Origin of the sequence: Bartonella sp. P0282, assembly GCF_048452985.1 — a bacterium.
GTDB lineage: Bacteria > Pseudomonadota > Alphaproteobacteria > Rhizobiales > Rhizobiaceae > Bartonella > Bartonella choladocola.
In genome coordinates this window covers 1,195,442-1,210,672 of sequence record NZ_WTFO01000001.1, presented here as the reverse complement: position 1 = coordinate 1,210,672, position 15,231 = coordinate 1,195,442, and the positions used below count along the sequence as shown (strand labels likewise).

The following is a 15,231-nucleotide window of genomic DNA, read 5'->3' as shown; positions in this document are numbered from 1 at the left end:
AAAGAAAAAGCCTGTTTGAATTTTTCAGGCATAATGGCACCCGTATCCAACTCGTCATAGACCATCAGACCCGGTTTTCGTGCTGATATGAGGTTTATCAGTGTGAACCTTGCCATACCTACCGGAATCGTGCCTCTAACGGTAATACCGTCATCGTCGACAATAAACATGAGATAATTATTTGTCTGATCGGACAGAAGAATGATGTCTGAATCGACGTTCCCTATATTCCTGAATGCTTTTACCTTTGCAAGAATGCTATCGCGTGCATCTTTATCAGGCGCATAACCGTGTAAAGTTACATCAAATCCGTCAACATCGTAAGAAAGCCATTTTGTTTGCGCGCCAAGCTCTTGAAGTTCATTGGAAAGACGTCTTTCCTGCCCACCTATTCCGAACCACAGCCCCATAACGATTATAAAAACAATCACTGTAAGTGAGGGCCAGAAAAATTTACGAATGAACATCAACATTTCCTATGACGTGTGCGACAGCAGTTGTTTTAATCAAACCGGTTTGCGCATACAACGGCTTTTTATCCTTTTCGGCTTTAATCACTCACGACCATAAAACGTCACCCGTTCAGAAAACCTTTTTGTAAGTTGCATCCCGTTTATGGTCGAGGCTGCGTATTCCAGTCCATTTAAAAAAACAGATAAAAAGAACTGTCCCGTGTCAGTCCGTTTTATGCAAGGTTTTTTCTTGAATATTTTTATCATGTTTTGTATAAGCGACCGATCAACGTTCGGGGCGTTGAAAATTATGCTCAGCCAGCCGGTTAAAAATCCAGCAAGCCAGGCGCTTCTTCCAAATGCATATTATTCTTAAAAGCGAGGGACGAGAGAATGCTGCTTAAGATCGGGACGAGACTGAAAACATGTGCTGCATTAGGCGGACTGACAACCGCAATTCCCCTGACAATCGCAATTCCCCTGACAATCGCAAGTCCTATGTCTGTTTTTGCACAGGACGCGGAAAATAACGGCACGCAGCTCAATCCCGTCATTGTTAAATCAAAATCCGAATTAATGAAGCTCAACAATGCGACTATTTTAACCGAGCGTAAGACTGCCAAAGACATAGCCGACAAACAGGTTGACGATGTTCATGATATTGATCGGCTTGATCCTGCTATCAACTATAATTCTGCAAGCGACAGTTTCAACATCAGGGGGCTAGACCAGAACCGTGTATTGACAACGATCGACGGTATTCGTCTTCCTTGGCTTTATGACGGATCACGACAAGTCAAAAATGGCATATCGCTTTTCGATTTTTCATCGCTTTCAACGTTGGATATTATTCATGGAGCCGATTCAAGCCTTTATGGTTCGGGAGCATTGGGCGGTGTCGTTGCACTACGCACACTTGATCCCGAAGACCTTCTGACAACTGACAAGAATTGGGCAAGCCTGACAAAAGGCAGCTATGATTCAACCGATCGCAGTTGGCGCATAAACGAAGCATTTGCAATGCGCGCGCAACAGACCTACGCCTTGTTCCAGGGTGGCTATACACGCGGAAAACAGCGTGAAAACAACGGAAGCGGTGGAGGATATGGTGCAAACCGTGTCGATATGAACCCGACAACATTCGATCAGGATAATTTGCTTTTTAAAATATATCAACATATCGATGGCAGCCAACGGGTCGGCTTCACTGCCGAGCGTTTCAATCTTTCCAAAGAGATTGATACCTACAATTTGTCGACATCCACCTACCGCCCAGGTTCGGGAACAGAAGATGATGAAAAACGCCGTGAGCGTCTCTCACTGTCTTATGACTATAATGGAGGCGGATTTCTTGATGAAGCCCACGGAATTGTTTATTGGCAAAGGCAACGTACCGATGAAAAGTCGGAATCCGACCGCATATCCATTCCAAAAGGTTATTATATGCGGGACAACCTTATCCGCGACACAGACTATGGTATCAATATTGCCGGACTGAAAAAACTTGAAGCAGGGGCAACAACGCACACATTGCGGTTGGCAACCGAAGCATCATCTTCAAAATTCCAACAATATGCTGCCGGAGCGGATAACTGCCCTCCCCCGCCGTTTAAAGGGCCTTTCATGGCGTGCAAATTCATGCACATCAACCAATCGGATTCTCCGAATACTGACAGCACCATTTTCGGTTTGTCTGCCGAAGATGAAATCGGCTTTCTCGCTAACCGTTTAAGATTGACGCCCGGATTACGTTACGATTGGTACGATCATCGTCCGCAAGACACTTATGCTTATGAACATGGAGCAGGCTTCGAGGGCTATCCGCCGAATAACAGCCATTCACACTTGTCGCCAAAACTTAGAGCCGAATGGGATGCACGAAACGATGTCACGCTTTACGCACAATGGGCACAGGCATTTCGTGCTCCCAGCGTTACCGAGCTTTATCTGAACTATACCAATCCGGGTTTTTATTACACACGCGGCAATCCCGACCTAAAACCCGAAACCAGTAACGGTTATGATATAGGGGCAAGGCTCGGCAATGATGATCTTGGAGGATCTGTCAGCCTTTTCTCGAATTATTACCGCAATTTCATTGATGAAATCGATTTGGGTGCGAACCGCGAATTCATGCTTCAACGTTTGAATTATATCAATCGTGCTCACGTTCGCATCTCCGGCATCGAGGCCAAAGGACATATTGTTTTTTCAAACGGTTGGCATACCAATGCGGCTCTCGCCTATGCCGAAGGAAAAGACACCGACAATGATGAACATCTCAATTCCATACCAGCGCTGAAAGGGATCATCGGTGTCGGATATGCCCGTGAACAATGGGGTTCGGATGTTTCGTTGACGGCTGCTGCAAAGCGCAACAAAGTTGAAGAAAACTCCGATTTTGCAAAAACTCCGGGCTATACACTTGTTGATCTTACCGGCTGGTGGGAACCGCTCGGCAAAAAAGGCCCCAGATTACAAGCAGGCATCTATAATCTTTTTGACAAGCGTTATTGGAATGCAGTCGACCTTCCTTCGGCTCCGGCATCGCCGAAAGATTATTACAGTCAGCCCGGACGCACATTCAAAATATCTTTCACACAAAAATTCTGATGCAATCAGCGATCGGGCGCGGGTCGTACCGAATCCGCTCGCGAGGTAACCGGCTTCAACGATTTGTCTTCTGAAAATAGCTGAAAGAGCTGTGACTTGAACACAAAATGAACATTCCAACTTCCGGCCATACGAAACAACTTCCGGCCATACGAAAAAGTGTATTGCCATTTTGTAAAACATGATAAAAATTATCATGTTTATAAAAGTTAGGTACAAACTGATGCAGGAACACCTTGAATTGCAATCGGGAGATCCGATGAACCAACCTTCAACGATGATCGAAAGCAAAGCGTTATTCGGCGCGAACAAAGAAGTGTTGATCCATCACGAAGGAGCCGTTTATCGGCTGAAAATCACCCGTTTTGGAAAACTTATTCTGAATAAATAGAAAGGCGAACCCCCATGACACTGGAGAGCGGAACTATCCTCTCACTGCGTGAGAAAAATAAGAATTTACGGGATAGGGAATTTGTAAAATCTATAGGTATTTCGGAAGCTGAACTGGTTGAAGCTTTCATCTCGACCGGTAAAGCGCAACGGCTCAAAGTCGACGTTCCATTATTGGTAAAAAATGCTCATAAGCTTGGCGAAATAATGGCTCTTACCCGCAATGAATATGCGGTGAGTGAAAAAAAAGGCCATTTCCAGAATGTTTTCCCCGGAAGCGACGTTTCTATGACGCTTGGCCAAATTGACCTTCGCATTTTCCAAAACAATTGGAAATTCGCGTTTGTCCGCACCATGCCTGTCCATGACAGGGTTGTAGATAGCCTCCAGTTTTTCGATGCTTATGGCGAGGCTGTCTTCAAACTCTATCCCGAACCAACAACCAATCTTGACGAATGGACTAAACTTGTTGGCCTTTTAAAGGTTGATGCGCCGAAGGAACAATTGCAGGTTTTACGAGCGACACCCTATGATAACTCGTCTACACACAATGCGGATATTGAAGAATTTCGCAACCGCTGGCGGCAAATGACCGACGTTCACCAGCTTCATGACATATTGAAAGAACTAAAAATTGGCCGACACGACGCAGTCAAACTTGTTGGTAGCGAATTTGCCAATGAAGTGCGTGCCGATTCAGTCGAAATTCTTCTACAAAGTGCTGCCGAACGGGAAGTTCCTATCATGTGTTTTGTGGGTAATAAGGGATGCATCCAGATTTTTACCGGAAAAGTTGAAAAACTCAAAAAAGTTGACGGCTGGTTCAATATTCTGGATGAAAAATTTCACCTTCACCTGCTCACATCGGGAATTTCACGCATCTGGAATGTACGCAAACCGACCAGCGACGGTTATGTCAGTTCTTTGGAGGTTTTCGACCAGAATGGCGAAATGATTATTCAATTTTTCGGAAAACGGAGTGCCGGCGAACAGGAGCGTGAGGATTGGCGCAGTTTGTTAAGCGAGCTTCCTCCTGCGCCGGAAATGGCCGTCGCATAACACTCACGGAAATTGATAACGATGAAATATGTTTTCGCTGATAACGATTATGCGCGTTCTATTTGGCCGGATATTTTTCGGCCTGATCTGCGCGGCATAATTCTTTGGTTTGTATCAACACTTGTCATTGTGCTTTTTCCGGTGATCGCGATAGCCAATCCGGTCGATGAATTTCCTGAAAATGCAAAGATTATATCAATCGGCGGAACATTGACAGAAATTGTTTATGCATTAGGTGCCGGTGACCGGTTGATCGCCCGCGACACGACAAGCACCTATTCGGCGGAAGCGCAAAAACTGCCTGATGTCGGTTACATGCGGAATTTATCGCCTGAAGGCATTTTGTCTCTTCGTCCCGAAGCCATTTTGCTCGATCAGCAGAGTGGCCCCGCTTCGACAATCGAAATTTTGAAAAATTCCGGCGTGCCGATGCTTGAAGTTGCTGAACATTTTACAAGGGAAGGAATTAACGACAAGATTTTGAAAATCGGTCATGCTTTGCATGAAGGACAAAAAGCACAACAGTTGATAGCAACTGTTGATGAAGAATTTGCAAAAAACGATGCGCTATTAAAAGATTTACCTCACACAAAACGCATCCTTTTTGTTTTGACAATACAAAATGGTCGTCTCATGGCGGCAGGAAAGAATACGGCCGCTGATGGTATTATCAAACTGGCGGGCGCAACAAATGCCATTGACGGCTTTAACGGTTATAAGCTTCTTACCGACGAAGCCATTATTGAAGCCCGTCCGGATCTGATTTTATTGATGGCTCATTCCGCTACGAGCACAACAGTCGACGATATATATAAAATACCGGCAATCGAGACGACACCTGCTTTCAAAAACAAAGCAATAAAACAAATGGACGGACTTTATCTATTAGGCTTTGGTCCCAGAACGCCTCTTGCCATACGTGAAGTCATTCAAACTCTCTATAAAAGCGAGTGGTGAAATTATGCCGGATTGTAAAGCCGAAAGGCGATTGGGCCGCTCAAATCGTACCGGAGGGATTGGTTGGCTCAACATCTGTTTCCTTAAAACCTGTTTCGCTATTTTTCGAGGTTTTTCGAGCACTTTTTATCTGAACAGGCACGCATGAGCAAAACAACATGGTAGCGACATTGTTTTCATATCGTCCGGTCAAAGGCGATCGCAGCATTCGGGGAAAAATAGCCGTAATTTTACTCGTCGCATTGTTTTTCACGTCCCTATATTGCGGCCTCGTTCTCGGCGCTTATAAAGTTTCAATTTCCGACTTTTTTAAATCGGTTATACAAAATGGCTTTTTAGAAAGCTCCAGATCGCGTGATTATCTTGTGCTCGTCAACATCCGTCCACCACGCGTTATTCTTGCCGCATTGGTTGGTTCTGCACTCGCTATCTCCGGCGTGCTTATGCAAGGTTTATTCCGTAATCCTCTCGCTGATCCGGGAATTATGGGGGTATCGTCCGGCTCCGCATTGGGAGCCGTTATCATCATTGTTGGTTCAAGCCTGTTGCCCCCGTTTTTCATAAACGTCCTTGGAAGTTTCACGATTGTCACCGGTGCCTTTTTTGGCGGCTTGATGACAACCATTATTTTGTATTTTATCGCAACCAGAAATAACCGGACATCCGTTGCCACGATGTTGCTTGCCGGAATTGCATTGAGTGCCTTATGTGCGGCTCTAACGGGATTTCTCATCTTCATTGCCAATGATAATCAATTGCGGGATATAACCTTCTGGAACCTTGGTTCACTCGCAGGTGCCACATGGTCACGTGTTGTAATCGCCTGCCCCTTCATTCTAACCGGTCTTGCTATTGCACCATTTCTTTCACGCGGAATGAACGCGCTATCGCTTGACGAAGCTGTTGCCGGACATCTGGGGTTCGAGGTTCAACGCTTGAAATATTTAACGATTTTTCTTGTCGCTTTTATGTGTGGTGGTGCTGTGTCTGTAAGCGGCAATATCGGTTTCATCGGAATTATTGTGCCTCATATCTTGCGCCTCACAATCGGCCCCGATCATCGTTTTCTCATACCTTGTTCAGCTCTTCTCGGTGCTTCCATGCTCATTCTAACCGATACTGTTTCGCGCATCATTGTGGCACCGGCCGAACTTCCTATCGGCATCATCACCTCGCTGATCGGCGGCCCGTTTTTCCTGTGGGTTTTGCTTAAACAACGTGGAAACTTCAACCAATGATCGAAACCGAAAATCTCGAACTCACCCTCGGAAAAAGCCATATATTGCACAGCCTGAATTTCAAGGCACAAGCCGGACATCTAACCACGATTATCGGAACCAACGGTTCGGGAAAGACAACACTTGTCAAAGCTTTAAGCGGCGAACTTTCCTATAGCGGAAAAATAACAATTAACGGCGACGACATAGCCCGAAAAAAACCGTCTGAAATGGCATTGGTAAGAGCGGTACTTCAACAATCAACCGATGTGAGTTTTCCTTTCCTCGTCAGGGAAGTCGTAGCACTCGGTCTTTTAAACAGTCTCCACCCCGCATTTATTAAAAAGCAACTGCCTGAAATGGCTTTAGAGAAGGTAGATTTGGCAGGTTATGAGGGACGCTTTTATCATGAATTATCGGGCGGCGAACAGGCCCGCGTACAACTTGCCCGCGTGATGTGCCAGATTTGGGAACCGGTTTTCAATGGCATTCCACGCTGGTTATTTCTGGATGAACCGGTTGCAAGTCTGGATATCTATCATCAACTCGCAGTTATGAATATTGCACGCGATTTTTCAAAAGCCGGTGGCGGCGTTATTGCTATTTTGCATGATCTCAATTTGGCCGCCCATTATAGTGACAAGATCATTGTCATGGACCATGGACATATTGTCAAAGAAGGTTCGCCGGCAGCAGTCTTGACCACGCCAATGCTGCGTGAAATCTATCATTGCAAGCTCACCGTCGGCAAAATACCTGCCGAGGGTGTGCCTTTTGTTCTCCCTCAATCGGCTTGTTTATGATCGAAGCATGAACTTCAGACGTTTTTATTTTTGCTGAAGTTCCGGTTCGCCCAGTGATAGCATCAACCGGTTGGCCCAATTAAAAAAGCTGACAGCGTGGATAACATCGAAAATTTCATCATCATCAAGACCTGCGGCGCGAAGCGCGTCGATTTCTGTTTTTCCAAAGACCGGCGGTGTTTGACTAAGTGTTGACGCAGCAGAAACAATGGCGTTCCAGCGCTCACCCAAATCGGCAGAGATGCCCTTATCAAGGAGTTCATCAACATCAGCCGGTTTTTTTGAATAAACAGCCGCATGTCGGGCATGAACGGAAGCACAATAAATACAGCCATTGAAGCGCGATGTCGCAGCGGCTGCAAGCTCACGCTCGGCACGGGGCAAGCCATCGACAGTATTATAAAAAATATCCTTATCTGTCCGTGTGCGCGCTTCCAGTATATCGGGATCGCGCGCCAGCAAACGGAAATAATCGGATTTTGCGCGAGCCGGTTCCACCAAAGAGTCACGTTGACGTTCGCTCAAACTCTCTTCTGCAACCGGTTCGATCCACGCAATCCAATCAAGGTTGTCGCGCGTAAAGACATTGGGTCTTTTGATTTCTTTGGTCGAATTACTTGGCTTTGTGTTCATTCTTGCTCAATTCCCGATTATAAAAGTGAGATTATTATGCAGCTTTTCAACGAAGCTTGAAATTTGCCGTTAATTTGCTTCTTTTTTCGCTGCCAGTGTTTTTAGCCCCAGAGCAAGTCTTAACTGGAAGCTCAAAAAAGCAACCAGTTGCGAAAGAGTGACGATTTCATCATTGCTCCACCCTGCTTTTTTCAATGCTTCAAGATCGGCTGCTTCGCAATCCCGCGGGTGAAAAATCAGAAGATGACTATGGGTCAATGCGGCTGCCAACTTTTCTCCTAAAGAATTCTTTACCTCTGCCTCGGCACTCCAGGTTTTTCCGGCCGTATTCTCGTTTACGAGCGGGCCATCGGGATAGTTGCCGAATGGCCCTGTGCTTTTTGCAGAATTTGCTGCCTCCAGAATGACTTTTGCCCAATCCGGTTGGAATTTTTTCAATTCGTCTTCATAAAATTTGATGGCACTGTCAAAATTATGCAATCGTGAAACAAAAGTTGCAATTGCAAAGCGATCTTTCAAAGAAAAGTCGCCATCTTTGACGTTTGAAAACAGCGCGTCAAAACTCTTTTGTGCCTGTTCTTTGGTAATTGGCCGACGCTTGCGTAGCTCTAATGGCACGCCAACAAGTTCATCAATTACATCATACCGGGACATTTGCTTTTTCCTTATGGCCAAACTTTTCCAGACATATCCGCTTTCAATGTGTCGCAAGCGTCAACCCCAATGCAGGAGCGACTTCTTTTGCCGTCAGTTCCAACGATTTCAATATGTCTTCGTGCGGCGGATCAACAGAGTGAACCTGAAAGACAACATCTGTTGCACGGTTAAGCGAGGTATCTTTTTTCAGCGAAGCAATAACATCTTCCGGCGTTCCGACATGTTGATCGAACGCGACAATAAGATCTTCAAGCGAGTTCCCTTTAACATTCGATATAGCTTTGCCCAACCGCTCTGCTGCCTTTTTCAATCCTTGTTCCGCCAATTTGAGGGCGTAGTTACGATCACGAGAGACAAATAGACTTCGAGAAGCCATAATACGGGGTTTGACACCTGCGGGCAGTGCTGCAAGATAGGCATCAATAATCGGATTTTGTATTTCATCAAGCGTGGCATCAGGTTTATCCGCCGGACGTGGCTGGGTACGCGATAACATCAGCCCGTCACCTGTTTCGCCTGCAAGCTTACCGCCGAACGGAGAAAACGTTGCCATCCAGAAACGACGTAACAAATGCGGCGCACTTGGATAAAGCCGGTTGCCTTTTAACAGGTCATCACCGGCAAAAGCCTGTCGCAATACTTTGAGATGGTGGCCATAGACTTCACCACGTTTATCCGGATTGACGCCAAACACTTCAAATGACTCGCGTGTTCCGCCGGTACCAAATCCCAATTCCAGACGGCCATTGGATAAGAGATCGATAACCGCTGCATCTTCTGCAACACGTACCGGATTTTCCATAGGTAATGTGATAACACCCGTCCCCAACTTTATGCTTTTGGTTTTTGCTGCGATATTTGAAAGAAAAACCAAAGGTGAAGGAAGCCCACCCTCTTGCGGATGAAAATGATGCTGAGCAACCCATGCGGTTTCAAAACCCAATTTTTCCGCAAAAACTATTTGTTCTTCAGCCAACTTGTAACGCTCTCCCGCTGGTACTGCATCAAGCAGGCGCGAAAAGAAGCCGAGCTTTTTCTGGTTATCTGCCATTATAAAAATCCATTCTTCACAAACATCAAATGAAATGTTTTCCGGCAAAAATCCTAAACGCTCGGTAGGCAAGCGGCAAAGAATGGATTTCTCCTTTTTTGCATTGATAAAAATTTAACTGATATTTTTTGTATATTTGTTAGAAAATGAATCCATCTATTTTCCAAGCCTGCCGGTTCTATGAATTTAAAAACTGCGTATCATTCGACTTTAGAAAATTTAACAATTTACCCTTATAATAATAAATAAAAAATATATTTTATAGATAATTTTTTAACATAAAAAATTATACAGTTAATAAATTTTATATATATCATGTTATCATAATTAAATAATTAAATTGTTTTAATATATTTCAATTTTAATATTTATATCTTTTTTTACAAAATTATTATTATTTCTATTTTTATATTATAAATATTGTTAAATTTTCATAATATTTTTTTCTAACCATATCAACACGTCCGATAAACTTCCCATCTGACAGTATGGGTGATCTAATAGTTTATAATTTTCTGTTTAAAGTTGAGAAAAAACGGAAGGTAAAATATATTTGATTTTACATGTCGATATTCCGGTCTTCATATCATAGCTCCGGGACATATGGGCGAAGTCTTTCATGCAAGAAAGCTCTGATACCGCGATATTTTCCTGAAAAGATTAGATTACCATTCGCTATTTCAAGTCTTAAACGTTCCGCTCTCATTATTTTTATAACGGCCAACGCTAAAAGCTAAAAAATACCGGAATGAGAAAGAGCGTTGCGACATGTCATCTATTAGAATATCACTCGTCTGTTTATCCTTATCGGCTTTGGCCCTGGGGCTTTCATCATATATGACAGCCGGTTTGATCCCTCTGATTAGTCACGATTTTGATGTCTCGATCGGTTTGGCCGCACAGTTGGTAACTGCTTTTACGCTACCCTATGGTCTTTTGTCTCCCGTTCTGGTGGGAATGACAGGACATCGTGATCTTAAAAACAATGTCTGCGTTTATCTTGGGGTGTTTGTTATTGCCAATGCCGCATGTGTGATTGTTCCGGAATTTTATTCTTTAATCATTCTTCGCGCTATAGCGGGAGTTGCTGCAGGTGCGTTTCTTGCTTGCGGAATAACAGCATCAACCCGATTGAGCACTAACGAAAACAAGGGCAAATCCATTTCAACAATAATGGCGGGCATGGCAATTGGTACGGTCATAGGTGTACCCGTTTCACTCGTTATAGCCGATCATTTCGGTTGGCGAAGCGCTATGATAATCGTGAGCATTCTTGGTGGAATCGCTCTCATCGGTTTATCTTTATGTTTACCCGCCTTGCCATCAACAATGATAAAATCCGAAAAATCCCGTTTTGCTCTTTTATCCGAATGGCCTGTCGTGAGAGTTTTACTGATCTCTCTTTTTGCAGCAATATCAAGCTTGGGAATGTATACTTTTCTGTCACCATTTGTGAGCGTCATAAATAAAGAGGCCTATGTCACGGTTTATTTATGGTACTGGGGCTTAGGGGGCGTTTGTGGAAGTATTCTGATCGGATATTTTGTCGATGACTATGATCTGAAAAAAATCCTGTTCATTATTCTCGGATTGCTTTTGCTGTCATTTCTGGGATTGGTTTTACTGTCGCAAATCTATCTGCCGTTGATAGCTTTACCCCTCGTCATATGGGGTGCGGTTGGCTGGGCGTTGCAAGTGCCCCAGAACAATGAACTCATAAAACTTAGGGAAGATAAAGGCGATGGTAATCTGGCTGTCGGTTTAAACCAGTCATCCGTATATCTCGGAGGGTCGATAGGTTCGGTGATTGGCGGCGTTCTTGTTTCATACGGGGCTTATCCCGCAACATTGCCCGCTTATTTTATGCTACCTGTTATTATTGCCCTTATCCTTCTATGGACGGGTAAAACTAAATCTTCTGTGGACGGATAGTACTAAACATTAGAGCGTGCCTGCTCGTTGTTCCCTGTAGTTTTATCGTTTTGAATGACTGGTTTTTTAACTAATACCTTATCCTGAAGGCGCGGTTTCAGGAACTCGCAAAAATAATCATCTTATCTAAGACCATTTTTTCAACCCATAAAATTCACCGCGCACCGCACGAGCGTTTTCTCTTCAGGAAGAGCCAAAGCAACCCAAAATATTCTAGCGACATTCCTTCACTCGTTCTTTAAAATATGAGTGAGCAATTTATGTGTGAGCAATTTTTGTAAAAGGCAGCGATAGTTCTTTATCGATCAAAGGCTGACCCGCTCTGCAGATCTAACCGCGTGGAATGGCACTCATATGCATTTTCCAAGCGTTTGTGATTGATGTTTAAAAAGGCTCACCGGCAAGCCTGCTAATAAAAAAGAATGAGCATTCTTTCCGTCATCCTTTAGCGTAAGCATTGTTGAACGAAAAATTCGTGAGATAAGCTTAAACAGAACAGACTAAATATGAGTGGGATGAATTTTTAACCACCTTAAGCCCTACAAAATAAGCGGAACAGGAAGAATTCCCGTTTACAACTGAAAATCAATTCAAGATCTCGAACCGGTAGTTCCCCGAAACAAAATCACGATATAAAAATCCCGACATATACGTAAATATGCCGATAAATTTTCAGTTTTCAACAATACGGCAAACCGGCTGAAACGCTTGCCTTCCAAAATCAGTCAAATATTCCGATTGGACTACAGGAAACGTGTCCATAATACCTTATGATATTGAAAGCACTTTATGCCATGATAGTTATCACTATCGTTTAATTTACACGATTTTTGAAAAATTTGACGATATAATCAATACGGTCGACTTTGTCATACAACCGACATGTCCCCTCCCCTTCATCACCTTTTTCATGTAAATACCCATCTTCCCCTTTCAATACTATAATACCTTTTTCGGGGTCAGACGACTTAACATCATCATTATTGAATAAAGGACCAAGATCATTTTCGTCTCTAAAGCGCATTTTTAGCTCGTCGCTACACTGATCTCTATTAGTCGGTGAAGATGATAGCTGCCAACCGGTTTCGACCCCATGGAGATAAACTCCTTTTTCTATTTCCAGACCTTCATCCTCAAAATCGCGTTCCGGTCTTTCATCCCGAGGCCCGCACGGTAAAAATTCTATTTCTTTAACCAATTCCTGCTTCATTTTTTCAGCAACACAAAATAGAAACGGATTCCAATACACTCTCACATTCTTTTTAAAATATACATTGCTGGTAAATATATGACCGTATTCTTTACATCTCAATAGCTTATATTTTGACTCCTTCGGTATAAAAAGATCAGAATATTTTACTAAATAATATCTCCAGCAAAGTTCTTCAGACTGCTCGCACTCTATAAGCCATTCTTTATTTTTTTCATAAAGTATATCTTCTATTTCTTTTTCCGTTTCGCTCTGTTCTGCAATATAGCGGCATAATTTTGTGACTGCTCGCCGACAATCCATCCTTTGATTATATATGCTTCTGCTGAATATATCATTCCAATGCCCACCGCTCTCTCTTGCTCCATAGGTAAAGTAGGAACCGGTTTGCCATGCGTAATCGCCTTCGCATAATAAGGAGTTTTTTAGTAACTCACTGTCGGAATTGTCCGCAAAGTGACTGAAAAGTTTATCTCCTGCCTCTATAATTTTACGATCAAAGCAGATAAACTTTTCTGGCTCCGGCTGCTCACGCTCTTCTGTTTCCTGCTGTTCACACAGAGAAAATGCGCCTAAATTACCACGGAAAAATTCGTGATTTTCAAGCCGGTTCAATGCGTTCAGCAATTTTTCATCATCTTTATGTTCCCGGCGCAGTTTCAATTTTACCGCTTCTTCATTTATTTGATAAACATTGAAACTGCTTTCCCTGATCCATTGGTTTTCATTGTCGACCCGATCCCGCGGACCACTGCTCAACAGATCGCGTGAAACAATATCCTCTTTTTCATTTAATGGATCAGTTAAAATAATCTTCACCATTTCGCATAATTGCGCCGGATATTTTTCATATCGAAGATTGTCTGCCGCATTTTCAAGAAGATTGCGAATGGTTCGCAGTGATTCCCGCATCGCTTTTATATCTTCTGCGTCAATTGCCAAGTTGGCATCCTTATCATATGAAATTTTTTGCCATATTAACAATAAAAGCGCAAATAAAAGAAGACGAACAGCAACAGGCTCTTCCTTTTCATTATTGATTAAATGATCGAAAATATTTTCTTCAGCATTATTGAATAAAGCAACTTTTAAGAATGAATTATCATTATTAATTTCGTTGCTACTATCCGAATCCTTTTTATAAAATATTTCTTTGAGTATCCAATCTATTTTATCGTTACCGATGTCATTTATTGCATCGAGTAAACGTTTTAACCCATCAATATTGTTACCGTCTATATTAGATAAAAAAGATGTTTTTCCAACCACATGATAGAATATCTCGAACAACTTCATGGTTCGGACATCGTCTGACATATTTGTTGCTTGATTATCTTCCGAGCGGATTTGCTCGTCGTTCAAGAGATATAAAATAGTGCCAATATAACGCAAAAAACGCGCAAATGCTTTGTCACATAAAACCGCTTTGTCAACGTAATAAAACTTATAGCCTGAACAGATATTATCCCAAAAAATGCTGATCCATGACGTATCAAAACATCTTTCTATCTCGTCCAATGGCGTTTTGATTTTCAGTTCACCTCTCAAGGATTTTTCTCTCAAGTGTTCCACAAATTTCGCTTTGAAATTTTCAAATTCGGTGAGTTGTTTGCCGCGCGCGTTCATTTTTATGTAAAGTTCATCGCTTTTCAATGACAGGTCGTGCAATGGCTTATAAAAAAATGTGATAAGCGGTGGTTCTTCTGTTAATCTTTTCCAAAGATCTGGAATATCTTTAAATTTCGTATGGATCGCATCCAGCATGACCAGCATACCGGATATTGATTGATCAAATTTCCACCTCGCAACATACCAGGGAGCTTTTTTGATAATTGATGAAATGTCCTTGTCGTCGGAAAGACGTTTAAATAAAAAACCGGATTCATTATTAAGTTTTTTAATAAATATCCGCGTGCTTTCACGAATTTCATAACAAAATCGGTTAAAAAATTCTCTTTCCTCGGCTAATTTTTCGGCTTTTCCTGCAGCGTACCAGTGCAATAAAAACAATGTGGTCAACCGTTGTTGCCCATCAAACGGCTTGAATTGTCTCTTATCTTCCTCCCCATAGATAAAATCGAGATGTAACGGCTTTTTATCTTTACACGCATTATAAAGTGCATCCGAAAAGTCATGACGAATAGACTTTACCTTTTCTGTGAGACGTCCTTGCGCATAATCACGTTGTATCATCGGGATAACAACTTCAGTTTCTTTCAAAAGTTGGTAAAAGCTTTTGACCGTGCTACTCCCCATG

Annotated in this window: 12 protein-coding genes; 7 read left to right on the top strand and 5 right to left on the bottom strand. The window is 42.9% G+C overall.

Annotated elements, in window-relative coordinates; translation table 11 throughout:
• Positions 1–467: hypothetical protein (locus GQS64_RS05330; RefSeq protein ID WP_198230845.1), on the bottom strand; the 467-nt coding region annotated here is incomplete at its 3' end.
• 378 nt (positions 468–845) lie between these two features.
• On the opposite strand from GQS64_RS05330, the gene GQS64_RS05325 reads away from it, so the two are divergent.
• From GQS64_RS05325 to GQS64_RS05300, 6 genes are all read left to right on the top strand, one after another.
• Positions 846–3,065, top strand: coding sequence for a TonB-dependent hemoglobin/transferrin/lactoferrin family receptor (locus GQS64_RS05325; RefSeq protein WP_198230844.1), 2,220 nt, complete (start codon positions 846–848; stop codon positions 3,063–3,065).
• A gap of 223 nt (positions 3,066–3,288) precedes the next feature.
• Positions 3,289–3,456: a hemin uptake protein HemP gene (gene hemP / locus GQS64_RS05320; protein WP_077991609.1), complete on the top strand. Its 168-nt coding sequence runs from the start codon at positions 3,289–3,291 to the stop codon at positions 3,454–3,456.
• Positions 3,457–3,470: 14 nt separating this feature from the next.
• Positions 3,471–4,514 carry a hemin-degrading factor gene (locus tag GQS64_RS05315; protein WP_198230843.1) on the top strand — a complete coding sequence of 348 codons (1,044 nt, stop codon included), beginning with the start codon at positions 3,471–3,473 and terminating at the stop codon, positions 4,512–4,514.
• 21 nt (positions 4,515–4,535) lie between these two features.
• Positions 4,536–5,471 (top strand): heme/hemin ABC transporter substrate-binding protein, encoded by a 936-nt coding sequence (locus tag GQS64_RS05310; RefSeq protein ID WP_198230842.1) that lies wholly within the window; start codon positions 4,536–4,538, stop codon positions 5,469–5,471.
• Between the two features lie 158 nt (positions 5,472–5,629).
• Positions 5,630–6,709, top strand: coding sequence for a FecCD family ABC transporter permease (locus tag GQS64_RS05305; RefSeq protein ID WP_198230841.1), 1,080 nt, complete (start codon positions 5,630–5,632; stop codon positions 6,707–6,709).
• Positions 6,706–7,491, top strand: coding sequence for a heme ABC transporter ATP-binding protein (locus tag GQS64_RS05300; protein ID WP_198230840.1), 786 nt, complete (start codon positions 6,706–6,708; stop codon positions 7,489–7,491). The genes GQS64_RS05305 and GQS64_RS05300 overlap by 4 nt, the downstream gene beginning before the upstream one ends.
• A 24-nt stretch (positions 7,492–7,515) precedes the next feature.
• Here the strand turns inward: GQS64_RS05300 and GQS64_RS05295 are convergent, their stop codons facing one another.
• From GQS64_RS05295 to GQS64_RS05285, 3 genes are all read right to left on the bottom strand, one after another.
• The gene (locus GQS64_RS05295) at positions 7,516–8,124 is read right to left on the bottom strand and encodes an alkylhydroperoxidase domain protein (protein WP_198230839.1); all 609 of its coding nucleotides are present in this window, start codon (positions 8,122–8,124) and stop codon (positions 7,516–7,518) included.
• 69 nt (positions 8,125–8,193) lie between these two features.
• Positions 8,194–8,778 carry a CMD domain protein gene (locus GQS64_RS05290; protein WP_198230838.1) on the bottom strand — a complete coding sequence of 195 codons (585 nt, stop codon included), beginning with the start codon at positions 8,776–8,778 and terminating at the stop codon, positions 8,194–8,196.
• A 43-nt stretch (positions 8,779–8,821) separates the two neighbouring features.
• On the bottom strand, positions 8,822–9,832 hold the full coding sequence (locus GQS64_RS05285) for a putative FMN-dependent luciferase-like monooxygenase (RefSeq protein ID WP_198230837.1): 1,011 nt from the start codon (positions 9,830–9,832) through the stop codon (positions 8,822–8,824).
• Positions 9,833–10,600: 768 nt separating this feature from the next.
• On the opposite strand from GQS64_RS05285, the gene GQS64_RS05280 reads away from it, so the two are divergent.
• Positions 10,601–11,764, top strand: a complete 1,164-nt coding sequence (locus GQS64_RS05280; protein WP_198230836.1) for an MFS transporter — start codon at positions 10,601–10,603, stop codon at positions 11,762–11,764.
• Between the two features lie 814 nt (positions 11,765–12,578).
• Here the strand turns inward: GQS64_RS05280 and GQS64_RS05275 are convergent.
• The gene (locus GQS64_RS05275) at positions 12,579–15,230 is read right to left on the bottom strand and encodes a DUF262 domain-containing protein (protein ID WP_198230835.1); all 2,652 of its coding nucleotides are present in this window, start codon (positions 15,228–15,230) and stop codon (positions 12,579–12,581) included.
• Position 15,231 lies beyond the last annotated feature (1 nt).